The organism is Pseudogulbenkiania subflava DSM 22618 (assembly GCF_900177275.1).
GTDB classification, from domain to species: Bacteria; Pseudomonadota; Gammaproteobacteria; order Burkholderiales; family Chromobacteriaceae; genus Pseudogulbenkiania; species Pseudogulbenkiania subflava.
Window position 1 is genome coordinate 18036 of sequence record NZ_FXAG01000004.1, and the last position, 23096, is coordinate 41131.

A 23096-nucleotide genomic window follows, 5' to 3' on the forward strand; every position below is an offset into this window, starting at 1 on the left:
TCAACGATAGATTCGCACGCGGTGCCCATGAGCCCCGATCAGGGACACGCAGCAAGATCGTGAACAGGTTCTGAGCGCACCCTGCCGCCGCGTCATGGCGCCGCCGTGTCGTACAGCAGATAGCGCTCGCGCAACGCGCGAAAGCGCTGCAGCGCGGGCTGCCAGTCAGCCTCGATGTGGCGCGGGTCCTCACCCCGTTGCAGCGCTGCCAGCACCTGGCGCGAACCGACCATGCCCAGCGTCTGGGCCAGCGCAAAGCGCTGCGGGTAGCGCCGCTGCAGCGCCGCGATCAGCTCGATCCCCAGCAGCGGCGCGCGCAGCGCCTGGCGGTCGGTAACGATCAGGCGCACGCCCTGGCAGCGCTCGCCGCGGTAGAGGCTGTCGTCCGGGACGAATTCGGCCGGTTCGAAACGCACCCCGGGGATGGCGCGGGCGTTCAGTTCTTCGGCCAACCCCGGGCCGTCGATCCACGGTGCGCCCAGCCATTCGAAGGGCCGCTCGGTGCCGCGCCCGACGCTGACGTTGGCCCCCTCCAGCAGCGCCACCCCGGGGTAGAGCCGCACCTGGCTCAGGGTGCGCAGGTTGGGCGACGGCGGCAACCACGACAGCCGGGTCTCCTCGAAGCGCATGGCGCGGCGGTAGCCCTGCATGGCGACCACCGTGAGCTCGGTCCCCAGCCGTTTTTCGCCGTTGAACAGGCGCGCCAGCTCGCCCAGGGTCATGCCGTGCTGGAGCGGCAGCGGAAAATAGCCGGTGAACGAGGTCAGATCGTCGTCGAGCAGCGGGCCGTCGACCTGTTCGGCCCCCAGCGGGTTGGGCCGGTCCAGCACAAAAACGCGCAGCCCCTGCGCCGCGGCCGCCTCCATGGCGTAGCCCAGGGTGCTGGCGAAGGTGTAGAAGCGCACCCCGGCATCCTGGATATCGAACACCAGCGCGTCGAGCCCCGCCAGCATGGCGGGTGTGGGGCGCCGTGTCGCACCGTACAGGCTGTACAAGGGCAGGCCGGAGAACGGCTCGGTCTGCGACACCACCTGCCCTTCCTGGTCGCCGTAAACGCCGTGCTCCGGGCTGAAGACCGCCGCCAGCGTCACCCCCGGCGCCCAACGCAGGCGGTCGATGGTGCGCCAACCCCGCCCGTCCACCCCGCTCAGGTTGGTGATCAGACCGACGCGCAAGCCCGCCAGCGGCGCGAACGACTGCCCCTCCAGCACGTCGATGCCGGTTTCCACCCTGGGGCGCTCGTCGGCGGGAAGGACCGGCGGCGGCAGCGCGGCGGCGGCGGCCAGCACCGGGTCGGCGGCGATGGCGGTGGGCGGCCTGGGTGGCTCGAGGCTGGCCAGCAGCGCCAGCAACTGGTGCCGCAGCGGTTGGGCGTCGCCGCTGCCCTCCTGGTAAACCCGGTTGCTCAGAACGATCAGGAAGCGTTGCGTGACGCGGTCGATCCACAGCCCGGTGCCGGTGAAACCGGTGTGGCCGATCATGCCGACCGGAGCCAGGGCATCGCGGTTGGCCACCAGCGGCGCCTCCAGCGCCCAGCCGATGCCGCGCCAGTGCGGCGCCTCGGTGGGCGACTGCGGCTGGAACAGCAGCGCCACGCTCTGCGGCCGCAGGATGCGCTGCCAGCCCAGGCGGCCATCGTTGAGCAGCGCGCGGGCGAAGCGCGCCAGGTCGTCGGCGCTGGCAAACAGGCCGGCGTGCCCGGACACCCCGCCCATGTGCTGCGCCGCCGGATCGTGCACCCGTCCGCGCGCAAGGTTGGCCAAAGCCGGCCGGGTCGGCGCAATGCGGGGCCAGCGCTCCGCCGCCGGCAGAAACCCGGTGTCGCGCATGCCGAGCGGCTGGAAGATATGGCGCTGGCAGTAAACGTCCAGCGGCTGGCCGCTGACGCGCTCCACCAACACGCCCAGCACCTCGAAATTGATGTCGCTGTAGAGCACCTTGCTGCCCGGCTCGGCCACCCGCCGGGTCGCCACGATACGGCGCAGCATCTCCTCCCGATCCACATCCCGGCCGCTCAGGTCCAGCCCCACCGGCAGACCCGAGGTGTGCGCCAGCAACTGCCGCAGCGTGATGGTGTCCTTGCCGTGCGAGCCAAACGCCGGCCAGTAGTGTGCGGCCGGGGCATCCAGCGCCAGCCAGTTCCGCTCTACCAGCTGCAGCACCGCGGTGGTGGTGGCGACGGCCTTGGTCAGCGAGGCCAGGTCGAAAATACTGTCTTCCGTCATGCGCTCGCCTGCCGGCCCGCGCGAGCCGAAGGCCTGGCGGTAGCGCACTCCGTCGGCATCGCCCACCACGACCACCGCCCCCGGCATGCGCCCGGCCAGAATCTGGGCACGCACCGCCGCCTCCAATGGCGCCCACGACGGCGGCGCATGGGTGACGGCATCCACCACGACCCCCGCCAGCCCGAGTACCGGCTCGGCGCCCAGGCAGAGCATCAGCCCCAACAGCAGGAACAGGCGCGGCATCATGGCGACACCCCGGCGGGAGCCGCTGACGGCGCGGGCTGGCTGTTCTTTTTCAACAGCGCCGCGAAGGTCCTGGCGTCGTAGGCATCGACCATCAGCAGGCGGGGCAAGGCCCACAAGGAATCGCCTCGGGTGACCGGGCGCGCCTCGAGCGAGAACGCCGCCTGGTAGCCGGCGGCCTGCGCCTCTTTCATCAATTCGGCGTCGTAGAGGCCGAACGGCCAGGCCAGCAGGTCCACCGTGTTCCCCAGCTGCTTTGCTATCACTTGCCTCGGCCGCAGCAGCTGCTGCCGCACCAGTTGGCGATACGCCTCGGGGCTGAGGCGGCGCCGCTCCTGCACGAAATTCGGATGCCAATAGCTGTGCGACTGGACATCGACCCCGCCGCTTTGTTGCATGCGGCGCAACTCGTCCCAGGTCAGCGCGTAGCGGGCGTTGGAAATGGCGCTTGGATAGATGATCAGCGTCACCGGCACCCGGTAGCGCTGCACCAGCGGATACATCACCTGATACACCGAACGATGGCCGTCATCGGCGGTCATCACCACCGCCTTGGCCGGCAAGCCGGCGCGGCGGCCGTTCAGGTAGTTCAGCAGGTCACGCAGCGGAATCACCGTATAACCCTGGCTGCGCAGCACGCGCAGATGATCCTCGAAGGTGGCGGTGCGCACGGTCATGCTGTCGGTCACGGTGGCCGCGAAACGGTGGTAGACCAGAATCGGCACACGCCATTGCGCCGGGCTCGCCATGGCCGGGCCGGCCAGCGCGGCCAGCACGCCGCACCGCCAGGCAAGGCGCCGTAGTCGCTGTGTCATGAAAACCATCCACATTGTTGGCTCGCCTCGGCGTGCGACGGGGCGGGTGTCGACCGCCGCACCACCCACACCCCGCCATGCCCCTGCCCCCTTGGCCGGGACGGCATTTCAGCTATAACGCTTCGCCGTCCGGAAGTACAGACACCACCGCCCCGCCCCGGCGTGGCGGGCCAGCGCCTAACGGGCAGCGGCCCGGCCCCTCGCTTCCCCGACGTTCTGACCGTCACGGCACGCCGGTCTCGCCTAAGATTCAGAATGCCCCCGCCCCGATTCACGAGAAAGCCGTTGCCGATGGTGCTAGAAACCGAACTCAAGCTTCGGCTCCCTCCCAACCGGAATGCCGCGTTCCGGCGCTGGATGGCACAGCATGCCGCCGCTGCCGCCCCGGTCACCGAACAGTTGCTCAGCATCTACTACGACACCCCCACCCTGGCGCTGGCACAGCGGGATATCGGGCTTCGGCTGCGCCGGGTCGGCGACCACTGGCTGCAGACGGTGAAGCTGGGTGAACAGGCAGGCGCCGGGCTGCATCAGCGTCAGGAACTGGAAGCGGAGGTGAGCGGGGAAGCGCTCGAGCTGGAACGGATTACAGACCGCAAGACTCGGCAGTTATTGACCCAGGAGGACGTCGCCAGCGTGCTGGCACCGCTGTTCAGCACCGACATCAAACGGACACGCTGGATCGTGCGCGACCCCAGGGGAAACATCCTGGAGGTGTGCCTGGACCAAGGCACGATCCGTGCTCAGGGACAAAGCGTCAAACTCAACGAGGTCGAGATCGAGCTGAAACAGGGCCACGTCCAGGCCGTGTTCGATCTGGCGCGGCAGATGGCCAGCACCCTGCCCTTGATCCCCGACCCGCAAAGCAAGGCCGAGCGTGGCTATGCCTTGTGCCGCAACGCCGCGTTGCCGGCCGCGTCGAAGGCGCGGCTGCCGCCCTTGCGTGGCAAACAGACGCCGCATCGCGCCCTCAAGATGATCGTGCAGGAAACCCTGCGCCACCTACAGGCCAACGTGCCGGGCCTGCTCGATCACGACGACATGGAATGCGTCCATCAGGCGCGCGTGGCGTTGCGCCGGCTGCGTTCCGCCCGGAAGGCCTTTGCCCCGCTCACCACCGGCGACGAGTGGCAGGGCATCATGACGGACGTCCAGTGGCTGGCCACCCTGTTGGGCCGGGTACGGGATCTGGACGTGTTCCTAGGCGAAACGCTGCCCGGCATCGAAGCCGCCTTGGCGCCGGATGCCGATTTCACCCCCCTCAAGACCGCGCTCCATGGTCAACGCGAACGGTGCCGCCGCGAAGCGCATGCCGCCGTGATCTCGCCCCGCCACGACAGCGTGCAGCTGCGCCTCCTGGCCTGGCTGAATCAGCCGGCGCCCCGCCCCAAGGGCAAGACGGTGCCGCTGCGCGACTTCGCCCGCCGCGCCTTGCAGCAACGCTGGCGGCCGTTTGCCCGCCTGGCCCGCGACTGGGCCTCGCTGAGCCTGGAACAGCGCCACGAGCTGCGCAAACGCGCCAAGAAACTGCGTTACGCCGCCGAGTTTTTCTCCCCGCTCTACCCGCCCAAGCGCGTGGCGCGCTACCTGGCGCGGCTGCAGGCCCTGCAGCAAATCCTCGGCGAAATGAACGACAGCGTGGCGGCACAGGCCCTGCTGGGGCAGACCTTGGCCAAGGATGCCGCACTTCAACATGCCGGCGGACTGGTGGCAGGCTGGCTCGCTCACGGCGCCCACCAATCCGAACGGCAGCTGCCCGGCGTGCTGAAACGGCTGCAAAACACCCCCGCCTTCTGGCGCCGCCCCGACGCCGCCAAGCGGCGGCGCTGACACGGCCTTGCCCCAGCGGACGGTCTGAACTCGCTACCGGCAGGCGCTACGCAGGAGGCTGACGCAGCGCGTGGCGGGCGTCGTCGCGCAATTGCAGCGAGATGCACACGGCCAGGTCCAGCCGGCGCAGCAGCCACAGGCTGAGGTCATGCACAAACGGGTCGGGCAAGGCCGACGGCTCCTGAAGCAGCGCTTCCGGAATGGCGGTGATGGCCTGGCTGCCCGCCAGGGCATCGCCGATGCTGGCGGCAGCTTGTTGCAAGGACGGGCAGACCTGCTCCAGGTTGAGGCGCTCGCGCCGCATCAGCAACATGCTCTTGACCGCGGAAAGCTGGGCCAGCAACTGGTAGCTGTGCGCCAGCAAGCGGCCCAGCGGTTCCAGCGCCGGGCGCACCGCACGCGGTTCGGCGAGCGAGCGCTGGGTGGCCTGAACCAGGGCGGAGAGGCTGTCGTAGGCCTCGCGCCGGGCCAGCCGCCATTCCAGTTCCGGCTCGTTGTCCACCGACTGGAATTGCCCCAGCCCCAGCGCCACGCGGGCGTGGCGCGCCTGGGCCGCCATGGTCCGCGCCACCAGCTTGGGAATCTGGGTGCGCTCCCACGAGGGCAGCACGTAGCTGAACGACCACGCGATAGCGACCCCCAGCAGCGTGTCGGCAATGCGCTCGACCATGGCAAACGCCGGACTGCCACCGGCATTGAGCAGGTGCGCCTGCACCAGGCCCATCACGGTGGCGGCCACGGCGGCGATGAGATAGCGCTTGATGGAGAAGGCGTGCGCCACCGCCTGCGCCAGCGTCACCACCACCAGCAGCAGCAACGGGGGCGCATGCGTCGCCAGCAAGACCCCGGCCAGCAGGCACCCCAGCAGGGTTCCCGCCACACGGCTGTCGCGCCGCTCCAGGGTCTGGGCGAAGCTGCCGCGCAGCACCACCACGATGGTGAGCAAAATCCAGTAGTCGTGCGTCCCCCACGGCAGTGCCAGCGACAAGGCATAGGCGCTGCCGATGGCGAGCGCGGCGCGGATGGCGTGGCGCAGCGGCGGCGCATCCCAACGCCACAAGGCGGTGAACGGCCGCCATGACCAGGCGGTCGGGCTCACGAACATCCGCCAGGCGGCACGCACCACGTCGAGGTCGGGCTCGGCCTCGCCGCGCGCCAGTGCGATCAGGCGCAAGGTTTCGTCGTTCATATTGCCGATGCGGTTGGCCAGGCCGCGCGCCAGCACCGCCGGCGACGGCGTGGCAACGGTACCCGGCAACGCCTCCTCCTCCGCCCAATGCAGGGCCGCCAGCCGGGGGCGATGGCTGGCAAACAACGCCGGCCGCCGCCGGTAGAGCATGGCATCGGCCAGCGCCTCGATTTCGTCGGCCAGGGCGTTGAGCACCTCGCGCAGCTCGTCCAGCACCAGGGCGTGGCCGGGATGCGTCTTCAGCGTATCAAGATCGAGTTCGCAGGCGAGCAGGTGGTCGCGCATTTCCAGCAGCTGCATCAGCATGCCCGCCAACTGCTGCCGGCGCGCGGTGCGCGGCGATTCGAGCAGGATGTCGCGCGCCGCTTGCAGCTGGTCGGCCAGCGCCGCCTCCTCCCGCAGCAGGCGGCCGATCAAGGGCATGCGTCCGCCCTCCTCGCCGCGGCCCGCCGGGGCGAACTGCTGCGCCTGGGTGCGCATCAGCGTGCCCAGCGCCAGCAAGGTCTCGGCCAGCATCTGCACGCGGTAGAGCGGATTGAGCAAGGCGTGGGCGAGCGTGGCGTACACCAGGTACGCTCCGGCGCCCAGGGCGAAATACAGGGTGCTGCCGAGCGCCGTCACGCTGTGGCTATGGGCCGGCACCGCCATCGAAAACACCATCGCGAACATGGCTGAAATCGAAATCGGCAGACCGCGCTTGCCCCATGCCGCGGCGAGAAAGGCGATGAAGCTGGCCGGCGCCAGCAGCAGCCCCAGGTAAATCGGCGAGGTATGCAGCACTTGCACGCCGAAGAACAGCGGCACGCCGATCAGCGCGGCCGGCAGCAGATGGAAGAATTTCCCGCGCTTGGGCCCAGCCTGGTCGGGCGGAATGCAGACGATGACGCCGACGGACGCGGCGGAGGCGGCAAACGCGCCCAGCGTCAGATGCACCACGCCCGATATCAGCAACAGGCCCAGCGCCGCCGACAAGCCGTTGGCCACGTAATAGCTGAATGCAACGCGCAGGATGACCTGGTGGCGACGCCAAAATGATGGAGGAATCTGCATGGTCAATGTCAATCGGCCACCCTGGCGCCGGGTACGGCGGCGGAGGACAGCCGTCCGGGCAGCGGCAGCGACACCCTCGTCCGGGTTGTTCTTGGTTCGTTGGGTTATACCCTGATTGGATCACGCACAGCAACGGGTCAGGAGCAGGCCGCAAGATCGCCGCCGCGCCCTCAGAACCTGTTCACGATCTGTCGCGAGCGGCCCTCAGCGGGGTGAAGAGCAGCGCAGGAACCGGAATGTACAAGTAATACATGAGGATTTCCGATCGCTGAGCCAATCTCTGCGTGCAAATCTTTGATTTGCCCAGCGATAGATTGGCACGCAGTGCACATGAGCCCCGATCAGGGGCGCGCAGCAAGATCGTGAACAGGTTCACACCCGAGGTGACCCACGGGCGGCGGCGGGCATGGGCGACGCCACCTGACGATACGGTCCGGATGCGGTGCCGGGATGGCGGCCGCAGAGACGTCGTATCGCGAGGTGGTCGTGGGCAAAGCGGGTGGGGTGTTAAAGAACACCCGCTGCGAGCGAGCGGGTGTTTTCGGCGGGGTCAGCGCTCCTCTTGCCATTTCCCCTTGCCATGGCCGTTGCCGTGCTCGTTACCGTGGTAACGGCGCTCGTCGCGGCGGCCATCGCGACGGTCATACTCGTGCCGGCGGTAGCGTGGCGCGTAGACGTCGTTGTACCACTCGTCCCGAACGAAATACACCGGCCGGCCGCAAGCGCGGTATTCGGCGCAGTGCTGGCGCCAATGCCTGGCGTGGCCGGGCGGAACGCGCAGATAGATCGGGTCATACACCACGGCCGAGCGCCGGATGATGACGGGTTCCGCATAGATGACGGCAGGCCGCGGGAAGTTGCCGATATCGATCTGCCCGTAAAAGTTAGGATCGCCGATACTGATCGATACCCCGACATCGGCAGCCAGCGCCGAGGTGGTTGCCACGGCGAATAGCGAGGCTAGCAAGAGCTTTTTCATCGAAGTCCTTTCCTTGAGCAGGGGTGCAAAATGCCGGGTGACGGATATCTCCAATCCATCCCAGTCTAAGACTTGCCTGACGGCATCGCTACTTGCATAGATTGTGATCGGCGCATAACGTTCCCGCGCACTGGCGTCGCCGCCTGGCAAGACACGCACAAATCGGCGCCATCAAGGACGGTTTCGGCAACGAAGTCGCGCTCACGAGCGCGACGCCCTGCGAGGTCCAGCGCCGTGCCACCGCGCTGGCACGGCGCAACACATCTAAAAAATAGATCAAATAACCGTATTTTTTGCGTTATTCAATCGAAAAAATAACGTTCATACTGACCACCATGATGAATCGGGGCCGATACCGCCCCACCAACAGGAGCCGATCATGCTGAACGTCAGGAAAGCGAACGAACGGGGACATGCCGATCACGGCTGGCTGAATAGCTACCACACCTTCTCCTTTGCCAGCTATTTCGACCCCAACCACATGGGCTGGGGACCGCTGCGGGTCATCAACGACGACACCGTGGCCGGCGGGGGCGGCTTTCCCACCCACGGCCACCGCGACATGGAGATCATCTCCTACGTGCTGGAAGGCGCGCTGGAGCACAAGGACACCCTGGGCACCGGCTCGGTGATCGTGCCGGGCGACGTGCAGCTGATGAGCGCCGGCACCGGTATCGCCCATAGCGAATTCAACCATTCGCATCAGGATCCGGTGCACTTCCTGCAGATCTGGGTGATGCCGGAGCAGAACGGTCTGCGTCCGAGCTACCAGCAGCGCCGTTTCGAGGTGGAGGAAAAGCGTGGCAAGCTGCGTCTGCTGGTGTCGCCGGATGGCCGCGACGGCTCGCTGAGCATTCGCCAGGACGTGGCGATCTACAGCGCCCTGATCGACGGCGACGAGCAGGTCGAGTGGGTTCAGACGGCGCCGCGCCTGGGCTATATCCATGTGGCGCGCGGCAGCGTGAAGCTGGACGGCTATCCCTTGCACGCCGGCGATGGCGTCAAGGTGCAGGGCGATTCGCGCTTGCTGCTGAGCGAGGGCGAAGCGGCCGAGGTGCTGTTCTTCGACATGGTGCCGTAAGAACCGGGCATGTGGAGCGCGCACCCGCCAAGCCGGGGGTGCCGCGCCGCGCTGCGCAGCGGGATGAGGATCATCGCATCGTCCGGCAGACGCTTGCTGCCGGCGGCAAGTGGCGCCGCGGCCGGCGGCAAGTGGCGCCGCGGCCGGCGGATGGGGGCCGGCGGACGCCCCCGGGGCCTCGTCGGTACGCATGTGCTGCTGCTTGGGCCAGTGCTTCATCGTGGAGCCTCCCTTACTTTTCTGAAGGTCAATACCAGGCAACCATCCGTCAGTTCCGGCGGGGCCGGCTCGAGGATGTGCAGGGGCAGCGGGATGTGGCGCTCGAAGCGTCCATAGGGAATTTCGATGCGGTGGATATGGGCAGCGCGGGAGGCGGGGAAGCGCCGCTCCGCCGCCACCGTGACCCCGCCCGGCTCGAACGCCACGACGATGGCCGCCGCCGGCACGCCCGGCAGGGCGACGTAGACGATCATGGCGTCCTCGCTCTCCACCACGTCGACCGGCGGCTCGAGGCAGGGCGCGCGCGCCGGGGTGCTGCGAAAGAACTGGCAATGCAGCCGCTCGGCCTGCTCCAGCAGGGACAGGGCGTCGCCCCACATCCAGGACATCAGGTCGCGTGATCTCATGGTGCTCATGCCTCCCATGGGGGTTAAATGGCGTTCCAAGCGCCGCTTTCAAGCCGGCTCCCGTGTCAGAACCTGTTCACGATCTGTCGCGAGCGGCCCTCAGCGGGATGAAAAGCAGCACAGAAACCGGAATGTACAAGTAGTACATGAGGATTTCCGATCGCTGAGCGAATCGCTGCGTGCCAATCTATCGCTGGGCAAATCTAAAGATTTGCACGCGGAGATTGGCTCAGCGATAGATTCGCACGCAGTGCACATGAGCTCTGATCAGGGACGCGCAGCAAGATCGTGAACAGGTCCTCAGGAAAAATCCGCCAGCATCGGAGGGACGTGGCGCCGCAGCAGCGCGTTGTGGGCGCTCCATTGTTCCTGGGCGTCCAGGGTTTCGAGGTAACGCACCTCGCCGGCGGCGAACACGGCGACCGGCAGGCCGTCGCGGTACAGCACGCGGTTGCCGGTGAGCGCGGGTAGCTTCGCCCCCGGGGTCAGGATGCCGACCAGGTTGAGCGGGTCGGCACCGGACAGCGACAGCCACTCGCCCGTGGGCGGCTTGCGCCGCACCTCGCGCAGCAGCCCCACCGCCTCGGGCAGCGCGAACTGCTCGCCGGAGAAACCGGCGACGAAGCGCCCGCCGCGGATGTCGCCGCGCGCCTCGAGCCGGCGGTAGACGCGCAAGAGGTCGCGCCACGGCGGCAGCCAGTCGGCCTCGCGCTCCAGCACGCGCCAGAACACCACGCCGTAGCGGCGCAGCAGGGTGCGCGCGACATGCTCGAGCGCCTCGTCAAGGTTGGCCGAAGCTGCGCCGCGCCGTGCCAGCGCCCAGCGTCCGGCGTCCTCCATGCCGAACATCACGGTGCGATGGTGGCGCCGGCGCGTGCTGCCGCCGCTGGGGCGCCGCCGCTCGGACGGCACCAGCAAGGCGCGCAGGCCGCCGAAGCTGTCGGAATTCACCAGCCCGACCGCCACCAGCTCGGCCAGCGCCTCTTCCACCTGCACACCCAATAAATGCGTGCTGTCGAGCAACTCGTCGAAGAACGAGGCGCCGTGCTGACGGATGCAGTCGGCCACCGCCTGGGCGCGCACACTGAGCGGCGGAGCATCCGGGGTGGCGGCGAGCTGCGTCCACAGCTGGGCGTTGCGACGGGCGAACAGCGTGATCGGCGTGGTGCGCACCGGCGTCACCCCCTTGCCCTTGCCGGCCTTGCCGGCCTTGTCTGGCTGCACGCTGCGCGGCGTCAGGCGCGCCCACGACAGGCGCCCGGCCAGGCACAGGTCGTCCAGCCAGGCCGGCTCGTAGGCCGGGATGCGCGCCGGCAGCAGCTCGGTCTCCCAGGCGCCGGCCGGCGCCTCGTAGCCTTCCAGCTGGGCGGCCACCGCCGCCACCGCGTCCGGCCCTTCCATGCGCGAGTCCGCGGCCACGTGCTGCCAGTCGAACAGGAAGCGCAGGAAGTCGCGCGCGGCCACCGGCTCGATCTCGGCACGCAGTTGCTTGACGGTGTAGCGGTGGATGCGCGCCAGCAGCCGGCGCTCGCACCATTCGTCTTCGGCCGCGTCGTCGCTGAAACGGCCACGCAGCGCGAAGCCTTCACCCTCTAGCGCGGCAAGGGCGATCGCGATGTCACCCGGCGCCATGCCCAGCGCAGCGGAGCAGGCCGATAAGGTGACAGGCCCCAGCCCTTCGAGCCGGCCGCGCACGATCTCGACCAGGGCGGTATCCGGCGTCCAGTCCTGCGGCGCCTCGCCCGGCGGAGCGCTGATGGCCGGTTGCGGCTTGAGTCCGGGCCACAGCGCCCGGAAGGGGCTCAAGCGCTCGGCGGCGATCCACAGCGCCGCGCCGTTGCGCTGCACGCGCGCCACGCGCCGCTGTTGCGCCAGTGCCATCAGCCATTCGCCCCAGCCCGGCTGCGCCGCCACTTCCGCTTCGGTGACGAAGCTCAGCCACACCAGCGCGTCGTGCAGCTCATCGGCGTTGGCGGGGTCCGGCCAGGCTTCCTCGCGCACCCGGGCGATGGCGGCGGGGTCGAGCCGGCCGAGGTCGGCAGCGGTCTCGGGGTCGAGCCAGCGCCGGCTCATCACCGCCTGGGTGCGGCGCTCTTCCAGCGGCGCGTCGTCGAGGAAGGCATAGGGCTTGGCGGTGAGCACTTCGAGCGCCAACGGCGAGGGCTCGGTCAGGTCGCGCGCCGCGACGCGGATGGCGCCCGACTCCAGGCCGGCCAACAGGCGCTCGAAGCCGGCCACGTCCATGGCGTCGGTGAGGCAGTCGGCCAGGGTCTGGCGCACCAGCGGGTGGTCGGGGATTTCGCGCTCGCCCACCAGGTTCTCGGCGCAGGCGAGCTGGTCCGGGAAGATCGCCGTGATCAGGTCTTCGGCGTTCATGCGCATCAGCTGCGGCGGCACCTTCTTGCCGCCACGAAAACGCGGCAGCGCCAGCGCGATGCAGGCGACCCAGCGCCAGCGCGTGATGAACATCGGCGCGTCGAGCAGCGCCTGGATCAGTACCAGGCGCGCGCTGGCCGAGTGCAGATAGCGCGCCACCTCGGCCAGATCGAAGCTGTGCGCAGTGGTGAGCGACAGCACGATGTTGTCCTCGGTGGCGGCGGCCTGCAGCTCGAAGTTGAACTTGCGGCAGAAACGCTTGCGCAGGGCGAGTCCCCAGGCGCGGTTGACGCGGCTGCCGTACGGCGAGTGGATCACCAGCTGCATGCCGCCCACCGCGTCGAAAAAGCGTTCGAACACCAGGGTGTCCAGTGTCGGCAGGCAGCCCAGCGCGGCGTGCGCCGCCGCCAGGTAATCGACCAGCTGGCGCGCGGCCGGCGCGCCGACGCCCATGTCGTCGGCCAGCCAGCGCAGCGCAGTGTCGCCTTGCGGGTCGAGCCGCAAGCGGTCGGCGGCCTCGGCGCGCAGCCGCGCCACCGCTTGCGACAGCTCGTCGCTGCGCCCCGGCGCCTCGCCGAACCAGAACGGAATCGACGGCGGCTGGCCGTGCGCGTCTTCCACCCGCACCGTGCCGCGCTCGATGCGCAGGATGCGGTAGGAGTTGTTGCCGAGCTGGAACACGTCGCCGGCCGCGCTCTCCACCGCGAAGTCCTCGTTCACGGTGCCGACGATGTGGTTCTCCGGCTCCAGCAGCACCTGGTAGTCGGCCGTGTCCGGGATGGTGCCGCCGCTGGTCAGCGCGGTGAGCCGCGCATTACGCCGGCCGCGCAGCACGCGGTTGATCGCGTCGTGGTGGATCAGCGCGCCGTGGCGGCCGCGCCGGGTGCTGTAGCCTTCGGCCAACATGGCGAGTACCGCGCCGTAATCCTCCGGTGTCAGGGCGCGGTACGGCCAGGCGCGGCGCAGGCGCTGGTACAGCGCGTCCTCGTCCCAGTCCTGCGCGGCAACTTCGGCGACGATCTGCTGCGCCAGCACGTCGAGCGGCTGCGGCGGGATGATGAGATGGTCGAGCTCGCCGCACCGCACGCTGTCGAGCAGCGCCGCGCACTCCACCAGATCGTCGCGCGACAGCGGGAACAGCCGGCCCTTCGGGGTGCCGGTCACGGCGTGGCCGGAGCGGCCGACGCGCTGCAGAAACGCCGAGATCGAGCGCGGCGAGCCGAGCTGGCACGCCAGGTCGACGTCGCCGATGTCGATGCCGAGTTCCAGCGAAGCGGTGGCGACCAGCGCGCGCAGTTCCCCGCGCTTGAGGCGCTGCTCGGCGTCCAGCCGCGCCTCGCGCGCCAGGCTGCCGTGATGCGCCGCCACCAGCGTCTCGCCCAGGCGCTCCGACAGATGGCGCGTGACGCGTTCGGCCAACCTGCGCGTGTTGACGAACACCAGCGTGGTGCGATGCTCATCGATCAGCGTGGCGAGCCGGTCGTACACCTGCTGCCACACCTCGCCCGACATCACCGCCTCGAGCGGCGAGAGCGGCACCTCCAGCGCCAGGTCGCGCCGCCGCACATGACCGGTATCGATGAGAGTGCAGTCCGGCGCGGAGCCGCCCTCCGCTGCGGCCCCGACCAGGAAGCGCGCCACCTCGTCGATCGGCTTCTGCGTGGCCGACAGGCCGACCCGCACCAGCGTATCCCCGGTCAGCGCCGCCAGCCGCTCCAGCGACAGCGCCAGGTGCGAGCCGCGCTTGTTCGGCGCCAGCGCGTGAATCTCGTCGACGATCACGGTGCGCGTGGTCGTGAGCATCCTGCGGCCCGACTCGGAACCGAGCAGCACGTACAGCGACTCCGGGGTGGTGACCACGATGTGCGGCGGGCGGCGGCGCATCTTCTCGCGCTCCGCCTGCGGCGTGTCGCCGGTGCGTACCAGGGTGCGGATTTCCACCTCGGGCAGGCCCTGCTGTCGCAACACGTCGCCGATGCCGGCCAGCGGCGTTTCCAGGTTCTTCTGGATATCGTTCGACAGCGCCTTGAGCGGCGAGACGTAGACCACCTGCGTCTCGTCCGGCAGCCCTCCATCCAGCCCCTCGCACACCAGCGTGTCGATGGCGGCGAGAAACGCGGCCAGCGTCTTGCCGGAGCCGGTCGGCGCGGCGATCAGCACGTGGCGGCCGGACTGGATCACCGGCCAGGCCTGCGCCTGGGCGGCGGTAGGCGTGGCGAAAGTGTCGACGAACCACTGCGCCACCGCCGGATGAAAGAAGGGAAGCGGATTCACGCGTCACATCACGGCAAAGGGGGACGCTTTCATGGTAGTGCAGCCGGCAAGGAGGATGGGGTGCGCCCCTTTTCCTGAGAAGGCACTGGCGGCAGGATATGGCCTCGGTGCGCAGGCCTCACGGCCGGGATGCGCTTTGCACCGCCTCCCTTGGGAGGGCCCGCGATAGCCGAGCCCGCCCGCGCCGATCCGCTATGCCTCGCCGCGCAACTGACGCCGGTAGCGCTCCGGCGAGAAGCCGATCTGCTTGCGGAACATCGCGATGAACGCCGAGGCGGTGCCGTAGCTCAGGCGCGCGGCGATCTCCTGCACCGGCCAGCCCTCCTTCAGCCACGCCAGCGCCTGCAGCAGACGCACGCGGTTGCGCCACTGCACGAAGCTCATGCCCAGCTCGCGCTGAAAGCGCCGCGCCAAGGTGCGTTCGGTGCTGTGCACCTGCTCGGCCCACTGCGCCAGCGTGGTGGCGTCGGCCGGATCGAGACGGATGGCGTGCAGGATCGGCGCCAGTTGGCGGTCGGCACTCTCCGGCAGATAGCTGTCCTCGGCCCCCGCCCGCACCAGGTGCTCCACCAAAAGCTCCGCCTGGCGCACGTCCCAGTCGCCCGCCATGGCCGTCACGCGGCGCTGGCAGAAATCCTCCAGCAAGGCCCGCACCACCGGGGTCTGTTGTATCAGGCACGGTCCGGCCGGCAGGCGCGCCGCCAGCGCGTCGTCGACGTAGACCGAGGTGTACGCCATCGCCAGGCGCACGTAGGCCGCGTGCGGCAGGTCGGCCGGCACCCACACCAGGTAGTCGGCCGGCGCAGTCAGCTTGCTACCATCCACCTCCAACTCGATCAGCCCCAGGCTGATGCGATTGAGCTGTCCCCAAGGGTGCCGGTGCAGCCCAAAGTCGGTATGAGGTTCGAACTGGTCATAGCGGAAGTGGAGCGGCGCCGGTGGCGGCAGCTGCAGGTCGGCGTCCCTATAAGGCAGGTCCATATTGTCGGCTTTGCCTCATCGTTTTGTCCGGTTTGCATTATAAGCAGAGAAAACGACAGCGCTACACTGGCGGCATTCCATCCGAGGAGCCGGTCATGCCAGTGCTGTTCCCCTTGCTGGCGGTGCTGATCTGGGCCGCCAATACCGTGGTGTCCAAGGCCGCCGCCACGCTGTTCGACCCCGCCGCCATCTCCTTCTACCGCTGGCTGGTGGCCGCGCTGGTGCTGAGCCCGTTCTGCCTCTCTCCGCTGTGGCGCCAGCGTCGCGCCCTGCTCCCCCATCTGCCGCGCTTTGCCGTGCTGGCCGTGCTCGGCATGGTGCTGTACCAGTGCCTGGCCTATTACGCCGCGCACAGCACCAGCGCCACCAATATGGGTGTGATCTGCGCGCTGATCCCGCTCCTGGGCCTGCTGCTGAACGGCCTGGTGTTCGGCCAACGTGTCGGCCCGGCGGCGGTGCTGGGCGTGGCCCTGTCGCTGGCGGGCGTGCTCTACCTGCTGGGCCGGGGCGACCCGGCCAGCCTGCTCGCCGCCGGCGTCAATCGCGGCGACGCGCTGATCCTGGTCGGATCGACGGCCTATGCACTGTACGGCATCCTGCTCAAGCGCTGGGCGCCGCCGTTCGGACCATGGTTCAACCTGTACGTGCAGGTGCTGCTGGCGGTGGCGATGCTGGCTCCGCTGGCGCTCACCGCCGACAGCCTGGCCATCCCGCGGCAAGGCGTGGGGCTGGTGCTGTTCGCCGGCATCGCCTCATCGGTGCTGGCGGCCTACTTCTGGATGCGCGGCATCGAACGGCTGGGCAGCGAACGCACCGCCATCTTCATGAACCTGCTGCCGCTGTTCACCGCCCTGATCGCCAGCACCCTGCTGGGCGAAACCATCCACGCCCACCACTGGCTGGGCGGCGGGCTGATCCTGCTCGGGGTGAGCCTGACCCAGGGCGGCTTCGGCAGCGTGTTGAAGCGCTGGCGGCTGCAGGCGGGGTAAGACCGGGCGCGGCGGGGCGCCCCGACCGGCAAGCCCGGCACCATGGCCTACACTGTGAAGATGTCCGTCGCCACGGCGTTTTGTCATGCCCCACATCACCTTCGCCGCCGCCATCCAGCGTCACATCGTCTGCCCGGAACGGGAGGTCGTCGCGCCGACCGTCGGAGCGGCGCTGGAGGCTGTGTTTGCACTCCAGCCGGAACTGCGCGGCTACCTCCTCGACGACCAGGGACAGTTGCGCCGCCACATGGCCATCTTCGTCGACGGCCACGCCATCCGCGACCGCCAGCGCCTGGGCGACCACGTTGCCCCCGGCAGCCGCATCTACGTGGTGCAGGCGCTCTCCGGCGGCTGATACAGGACTCCCCCCATGAACGACCAACTCCTCGTTGCCACGCGCAAAGGGCTGTTCATCCTGCACCACCACCGTGATGGTCGGTGGCAGACGGCCGAAACCCATTTCCTCGGCGAACCGGTCAGCATGGCGCTGGTCGACCCGCGCGACGATACGCTGTACGCCGCCCTCAACCTCGGCCATTTCGGCGTCAAGCTGTGGCGGCGCCGCGCCGGCGCCGCGGAATGGGAGCCATGCGCGGTGCCGGTGTACCCGCCGCAGCCCGACCCGCTGCCCGAGCCCTTGCCGGACCATCCGCCCGCCGCGCCCTGGTCGCTGCAGCAGATCTGGGCGCTGGAACCCGGCGGCTCCGACCAGCCGGGCGTACTGTGGGCCGGCACCATCCCGGGCGGCCTGTTCCGCTCCGACGACGGCGGCGACAGCTGGACGCTGAACCGCCCGCTGTGGGACCGCCCGGAGCGCACGGAATGGTTCGGCGGCGGCTACGACGCCCCCGGCATCCATTCCATCTGTGTCGATCCGCGCGACAGCCGCCACCTCACCCTCGCTGTGTCCTGCGGCGGCGTGTGGCAGAGCCATGACGACGGCGCCAGCTGGGACTGCACCAGCGCCGGCATGGAGGCCGACTACATGCCGCCCGAACGGCGCGAAGACCCCAACATCCAGGACCCGCACCGCATGGTGCAATGCGCAGGCACCCCCGAGACGCTGTGGGTACAGCATCACAATGGCATCTTCCGCTCCAGCGACGGCGGCGCGCAGTGGCAACGGCTCTTCGCCCAGCCCTCCAGCTTCGGCTTCGCCGTCGCCGTCCATCCGCTGGAGCCCGATACCGCTTGGTTCGTCCCAGCCGTCAAGGACGTGTGCCGTGTTCCGGTGGACGCCCGCTTCGTCGTCACCCGCACCCAGGACGGCGGCGCCAGCTTCGAGCCCCTGGACGACGGCCTGCCGTCGCCCCCGGCCTATGACCTGGTCTACCGCCACGGACTGGCGGTGGACGCCACGGGCCTGCGCCTGGCCATGGGCTCCACCACCGGCGGGCTGTGGCTGACCGAAGACGGCGGGGAACACTGGCAGTGTCTGTCGGCGCACTTGCCGCCGATCTATTGCGTGCGTTTCGGCTGAGCGTGTGGCCGCGCCCATGGCCTTGCCGCCCACAGAAGCGCTTGTGTGCCCCCCCTGCCCGCCCGGTCCCGGCGGATGACCCCGTCTCGCGGCTGCCGATGCGGGTCGGCACGAACCGTGCGCCCGCCACAAGCGCCCACCGGCTTGCTGCACGCCGATTGTATCGGCCCGGCCAGCATGATTTTTGTTGCGTCTCCCCCGACAGCTATACTCAATCATCGCCGCAACAAGTAACAAGAATGGTCGTGGCATGAGACATGCCGTGCGAAACTCCCTCATGCGTTTACCCGCCTCCCACCGTGGCAATCGGCCGGTGGGAGGCTTTCACGTTGCCGCCGCCTCCAGGGCGGCTTACCCTGCCCGCCAGCGCCCCCCGGCCCACTCTTCCGGCGCCATCCCGCCTCGCCCTGCCCCTACCCTCTCCGAGCCGGCACGGTGGTCTTTCCGGCTGGCCGGTGAGCAGCCCGGTGCCCTGGGCGACGAGCCGCCGAGCGGTGCCGCCCCCCTCCGCAACGGCACAATTTTCAGGCGCCCCCCCATCCACACCATCCGCGTGCTGCTGGCCAACGACCGCCAGCTCATCCTGTGGGGCCTCGAAAAACTGATCAACGCCGAGATGCCGCGCATGAAGGTCATCGCCAAGGCCATCAGCAATGCAGAGCTGTTGAGCCTGACCGAAAAGTACCACCCCGACGTGACCCTGCTGCACCTGGAACTGGGCGGCGAGAGCAACGTCGACCTCATTCCCGACCTGCTGCACAACGCGCACGGGCAGGTGCTCATCCTCAGCGGGGTCAGCGACAAGCAGGTGCTGGAGCGTGCCGTGCTCAACGGCGCCCACGGCATCCTGCGCAAGGAAGAGCCGGTGGAAGCCATCGTCAAGGCCATCGAAAGGGTGCATCAAGGCGAGTTCTGGCTCGACCGCATCACCACCGGCAACCTGATCGAGGGATTGGCTGGCAACAGCCCGCCCGACCCGGAAACCCAGCGGCAGGCGACGCTGACGCCACGGGAGCGCGACATCATCGCCGCCGTGGTCAACCATCCCGGGGCCCGCTGCCGCGAGCTGGCGGGCCTGCTCTACATCAGCGAGCACACGCTGCGCAACCGCCTGTCTCGGATCTACAGCAAGCTGGACGTGGCGAACCGCCTCGACCTGTTCGCCTATGCCAGCCAATGCGGACTCGGGCAGCCTCCGGGCTGATCCGCCCCCTTAACCACCACAATAGGGACGTTTGCCCCAGCCCCCCACCCCCATATTCGGTACAACTGTCCCCGGCAAAACGGGCCCCCCCCCCTCCTGCGCCCGGCAACTCCGCCGCCTAAGCTTCAAGTACGAGAAGAAGGCCCGATACATAGACCCTTGCTGAGGTAGCAACAGCGGATGTGCAGTTGAAGCCAAAGGAGGGGTGTGTATCGGTTTTGTGTTTTCAGGAACCTCGTCGCGATCTGCCTTCGGCGGATCGCAATCGACGGGCTTGGGGACCCAGCACCCCACTCCTCCCCGCGCACCAGCGCATCCCAGCCCCGACTCGGGCCACGCAGCAAGATCGTGAACAGGTTCCAGGATTTCCTGCCGGCAAAGCCAACCAGGGAGGCAACGCATACCGAGAGGAATGCGAGGTTAGGCCGATAGGTACGCACGCAAACCCACCGACGGGGGCTGCAGCGAGAGCGTCCCAGCATCTGAAAGGTGCGAAAGGACGCGGCTGCAACCCATTTCTGAACGGAAAGAAGCTTTAGTGATGACCATAGCGGATCTGACAGTCGACAAACTCGACCTGGAAATCGAAGAACTGGAAGAGCGCATCGCATCCAGCATGCCTCCGGGCCTGCTGGGGTACGAAGGCCATCCGGGAAACCAGGCAGGCGGCAACACCGGCCTGCTGGGCTACGAGGGCCACCCTGGCAACCAGGGCGGTCATTGATGACGCACCGAAGGAGTGTTCACTATGAGCCAATCGGACCAAATGGTTGACAAGCTCGACCTGAAAATCGAAGAGCTTGAAGAGCGGATCGCGCCAACGGCAGTCGGCCAACTCGGCTATGAAGGCCAGCCAGGGAACCAAGGGAACGGCCTGTTGGGTTACGAAGGCCAACCGGGTAACCAGGGCGGCGGCGCTCACAATCCGTAATTGACGACGCATCCGCAGGGTAAGTAGCTGTTTCAACTGCATGTAAGGAACGGTACGGCCTCATGAGCCTGCCGGCCTCCCTCCACGACGACCAGGTGCACCTGGGTGGAGCAGGCGGCCCGAGCAGGTGTCGTGAGGCCGTCTGTCGACTTCCGGAAACCGCTGCGTTCACCGGCAACAGAGGCGGCGAAAGCGGTTTTTTTCGCCAGGTTGAGTGACCATGGATACGGCGACCCCACTACGCAAATCGTTCAGCGAGCATCCGCACGATCCTTGCGACACCTACCCGCGCCTGCGTCGCGACTTGCGCATCAGCGAGCAGAACACGCGCGAGGGAACCATCTATGTGATCGGCACGCCGGAGGGCGGACGCTTCTTCCGCTTTGGCGAGTCGGAATACTTCATCGCCAGCCAGCTCGACGGCGCCACCTCCCCCGAGGAAATCTGCCGCCGCGCCGAAAGCCGGTTCGGCAGCCCCCTACCGGCCGAGGTGCTGGAAAAATTCCTGAACCAAGCGCACCACATCGGCCTGCTTGAACGGGAAGAAACGTCATCCGATAGCCCCCTCGCTGCGCCACGCGGGCGGGTCCGCGGCAACCCGCTCTACCTGCGGCTCAAGGCCATCGACCCGGACCGGTCGCTGACGTGGCTGCTGCCCAGGCTCGGCTTCTGCTTCACGCGCGGCTTCGTCGTCTGCAGCGCACTGCTGGGGCTGCTGGCGTCGGCCATCACCGTCGGCAACGTCGCGGACATCCACGAGGAATTTTCCCAGCTCTACCACTTCCACGCCCTCGCCTACGCCTGGCTCACCCTGCTGGCGACGATGGCCGGCCACGAATACGCCCACGGCCTGACCTGCAAGCACTTCGGCGGCCAAGTGCGCGAGATGGGGTTCATGCTGATCTATTTGCAGCCCGCGGTGTATTGCAACGTCAACGATGCCTGGCTGTTCGCCAAGAAATCGCAGCGGCTCTGGGTGGCCGCCGCCGGGCCGTACCTGGACATGCTGCTGTGGGCGATCGCCACTCTTGTCTGGCGCGTGACCGACCCCGACAGCGGCATTCATTTCACCGCGCTGGTGGTAATGATCACCACCGTGGCCCGCACCCTGCTCAACCTGAACCCGCTGATCAAGCTCGACGCGTATTACTTCCTGGCCGACCTGGTCGAAATCCACAACCTGCGTTTGCGCGCCTTCCGCTACCTGGGCGGGGTGTGGCGCCGGCTGTGGGGCGCCCCGGCCTTTGCCGACACCCCGACGGCGCGCGAGAAACGCATCTTCATCGCCTACGGCGTGTTCGCCGGCATCTATTCCGTGCTGCTCCTGGGCTACGTCTTCGCCTGGCTCGGCCAGTCCCTCGTCGAGCGTTTCCGGGGACTGGGCTTTCTGATCTTCATGGGACTGCTCATCATGATCTTCCGACATCCACTCAAAGAGTCGCTGCACCTACTGCCCGAGCGCCTGCGCTCGGGGCTCGCCGGTTCCGACTCGTCAAAGCGGCGACTCCGCATCGCGGTGCCCGCCATCCTGGCGCTGATCACCGTGCTGCCGGTGCCGATGAAGGTTTCGGGCAGCTTCACCGTGCTGCCGGCCCAGAACGCCGACATCCGCCCCGACGTGGACGGCGTCATCGAGGCGATCTACGTCAAGGAGGGCGACCGGGTCGAGAAAGGCGCGCTGATCGCCCGCCTGTCCAACCGCGACCGCCAGTCCGCACTCGACCAGCTCGACGCGACCATCCAGGAGCGGCAGGCCCGACTGAAAATGCTGCGCCTCGGCGCCCGTAGCGAAGACATCGCACTGCTGCGACAACGGCTTGCCACCGCCGGCACGCGTGAACTCGAGACGAAGCGGCTCTATGCCGAAGAGGTGCAACTGCATGCGGCACGCCTGGCCTCGGCTCAGGCCGGCACCAGTAAAGCGGCCGAACAACTGAAATTCGCCGAAGAGAAATTCGTGCAGATGAAGCCGCTGGAGGGCAGTGGCGCCATCTCGCCGCTGGAGCTCAAGGAAGCCGAATCCGATGTCGTGATCCGGCGCAAGGCACTGGAAGAAGCCCAGGCCACGCTGCAATACGTACGCTCCCAAAACCAGGAGGAGCGCCGTAAGGACATGGCGCTGGCCACCGCCAACCGCCTGGAAGCGGAGCGCGAGCTGCAACGCCTGCAGGCCGGCAGCCGCCCCGAAGAGATCGAAGCCGGCGCGGCAGAGGTCGCCAGCCTTGAGGCGCGCCGCGCCAACCTGCGCGACCAGATCCTGCGAGCCGACATCCGTGCCCCCCATGCCGGGGTGATCACCACGCCGCGACTGGAGGAAATGGTGGGACAGCACGTCGCCAAGGGTGGCTTCATCGCCAAGGTCCACGACCTGCACAAGGTGACCGCCGAGATCGCCGTACCCGAGCTGGACATCGCCGACGTCCGGGTCGGCCAACCGGTGCAGCTCAAGGCCCGCGCCTTTGCCGGCGAGACCTTCGAAGGCACGGTGACCGGTATCTCGCCGGCCACTGCGGTATCCGACCGCCCCTCCGGCTCGAAAGTCGTGCGCGTCCGGACGGTGATCGACAACGCAGAGGGCCAGCTCAAGTCCGACATGACGGGCGTCGCCAAGATCGAGGCCGACGACCGGCCGCTGATCGCGGTGCTGGGGCACGATCTGATCAGCACGCTGCGGGTCGAATTCTGGTCATGGTGGTAAGAACCTGTTCCCGATCTTGCTGCGCATCCCTGATCGGGGCTCATGTGCCCTGCGTGCCAATTTATCGCTGAGCCAATCCCTGCGCGCCAATCTTCGATTGGCTCAGCGATGGATTGGCACACAGT

Annotated in this window: 16 protein-coding genes; 9 read left to right on the top strand and 7 right to left on the bottom strand. The window is 68.2% G+C overall.

Annotated elements, in window-relative coordinates; genetic code table 11:
• Positions 1–92 precede the first annotated feature (92 nt).
• Positions 93–2471, bottom strand: a complete 2379-nt coding sequence (locus B9N72_RS04775; protein ID WP_143477754.1) for an exo-beta-N-acetylmuramidase NamZ domain-containing protein — start codon at positions 2469–2471, stop codon at positions 93–95.
• The gene (locus B9N72_RS04780; RefSeq protein ID WP_085275529.1) at positions 2468–3283 is read right to left on the bottom strand and encodes a polysaccharide deacetylase family protein; all 816 of its coding nucleotides are present in this window, start codon (positions 3281–3283) and stop codon (positions 2468–2470) included. Before B9N72_RS04780 ends, B9N72_RS04775 begins: the two co-directional genes overlap by 4 nt.
• Positions 3284–3574: 291 nt before the next feature.
• Here B9N72_RS04780 and B9N72_RS04785 point away from each other — a divergent pair, with 291 nt between their 5' ends.
• On the top strand, positions 3575–5113 hold the full coding sequence (locus B9N72_RS04785; protein WP_085275290.1) for a CYTH and CHAD domain-containing protein: 1539 nt from the start codon (positions 3575–3577) through the stop codon (positions 5111–5113).
• 46 nt (positions 5114–5159) lie between these two features.
• On the opposite strand, the gene B9N72_RS04790 is transcribed toward B9N72_RS04785, so the two are convergent.
• Both B9N72_RS04790 and B9N72_RS04795 read right to left on the bottom strand, forming a co-directional pair.
• Positions 5160–7352 (bottom strand): FUSC family protein, encoded by a 2193-nt coding sequence (locus B9N72_RS04790; protein WP_085275291.1) that lies wholly within the window; start codon positions 7350–7352, stop codon positions 5160–5162.
• 550 nt (positions 7353–7902) lie between these two features.
• The gene (locus B9N72_RS04795; RefSeq protein WP_085275292.1) at positions 7903–8331 is read right to left on the bottom strand and encodes a hypothetical protein; all 429 of its coding nucleotides are present in this window, start codon (positions 8329–8331) and stop codon (positions 7903–7905) included.
• Positions 8332–8710: 379 nt separating this feature from the next.
• Here B9N72_RS04795 and B9N72_RS04800 point away from each other — a divergent pair, with 379 nt between their 5' ends.
• Entirely contained in the window at positions 8711–9412 is a 702-nt protein-coding gene (locus tag B9N72_RS04800) for a pirin family protein (protein ID WP_085275293.1), read from the top strand.
• A 215-nt stretch (positions 9413–9627) separates the two neighbouring features.
• Here the strand turns inward: B9N72_RS04800 and B9N72_RS04805 are convergent, their stop codons facing one another.
• The 3 genes from B9N72_RS04805 to B9N72_RS04815 all read right to left on the bottom strand — a co-directional run bounded on the left by B9N72_RS04805 (position 9628) and on the right by B9N72_RS04815 (position 15669).
• Positions 9628–10047 (bottom strand): Hsp20/alpha crystallin family protein, encoded by a 420-nt coding sequence (locus B9N72_RS04805; protein ID WP_200810875.1) that lies wholly within the window; start codon positions 10045–10047, stop codon positions 9628–9630.
• Between the two features lie 291 nt (positions 10048–10338).
• Positions 10339–14688: a DEAD/DEAH box helicase gene (locus B9N72_RS04810; protein WP_085275294.1), complete on the bottom strand. Its 4350-nt coding sequence runs from the start codon at positions 14686–14688 to the stop codon at positions 10339–10341.
• A 192-nt stretch (positions 14689–14880) separates the two neighbouring features.
• Positions 14881–15669, bottom strand: coding sequence for an AraC family transcriptional regulator (locus B9N72_RS04815; protein WP_085275295.1), 789 nt, complete (start codon positions 15667–15669; stop codon positions 14881–14883).
• Positions 15670–15764: 95 nt separating this feature from the next.
• Between B9N72_RS04815 and B9N72_RS04820 the strand changes: the two genes are divergently transcribed.
• The 7 genes from B9N72_RS04820 to B9N72_RS04850 all read left to right on the top strand — a co-directional run bounded on the left by B9N72_RS04820 (position 15765) and on the right by B9N72_RS04850 (position 22971).
• The gene (locus tag B9N72_RS04820; protein ID WP_085275296.1) at positions 15765–16658 is read left to right on the top strand and encodes a DMT family transporter; all 894 of its coding nucleotides are present in this window, start codon (positions 15765–15767) and stop codon (positions 16656–16658) included.
• An 85-nt stretch (positions 16659–16743) separates the two neighbouring features.
• Positions 16744–17013 (top strand): MoaD/ThiS family protein, encoded by a 270-nt coding sequence (locus B9N72_RS04825; RefSeq protein WP_085275297.1) that lies wholly within the window; start codon positions 16744–16746, stop codon positions 17011–17013.
• A gap of 15 nt (positions 17014–17028) precedes the next feature.
• On the top strand, positions 17029–18138 hold the full coding sequence (locus tag B9N72_RS04830; protein ID WP_085275298.1) for a WD40/YVTN/BNR-like repeat-containing protein: 1110 nt from the start codon (positions 17029–17031) through the stop codon (positions 18136–18138).
• A gap of 553 nt (positions 18139–18691) precedes the next feature.
• Positions 18692–19342 (top strand): response regulator transcription factor, encoded by a 651-nt coding sequence (locus B9N72_RS04835; RefSeq protein ID WP_159453016.1) that lies wholly within the window; start codon positions 18692–18694, stop codon positions 19340–19342.
• A 541-nt stretch (positions 19343–19883) separates the two neighbouring features.
• Entirely contained in the window at positions 19884–20066 is a 183-nt protein-coding gene (locus B9N72_RS04840; protein ID WP_085275300.1) for a hypothetical protein, read from the top strand.
• A 24-nt stretch (positions 20067–20090) separates the two neighbouring features.
• The gene (locus B9N72_RS04845; RefSeq protein WP_085275301.1) at positions 20091–20273 is read left to right on the top strand and encodes a hypothetical protein; all 183 of its coding nucleotides are present in this window, start codon (positions 20091–20093) and stop codon (positions 20271–20273) included.
• Between the two features lie 220 nt (positions 20274–20493).
• On the top strand, positions 20494–22971 hold the full coding sequence (locus tag B9N72_RS04850; protein ID WP_085275302.1) for an efflux RND transporter periplasmic adaptor subunit: 2478 nt from the start codon (positions 20494–20496) through the stop codon (positions 22969–22971).
• The last annotated feature ends 125 nt before the right edge of the window (positions 22972–23096 follow it).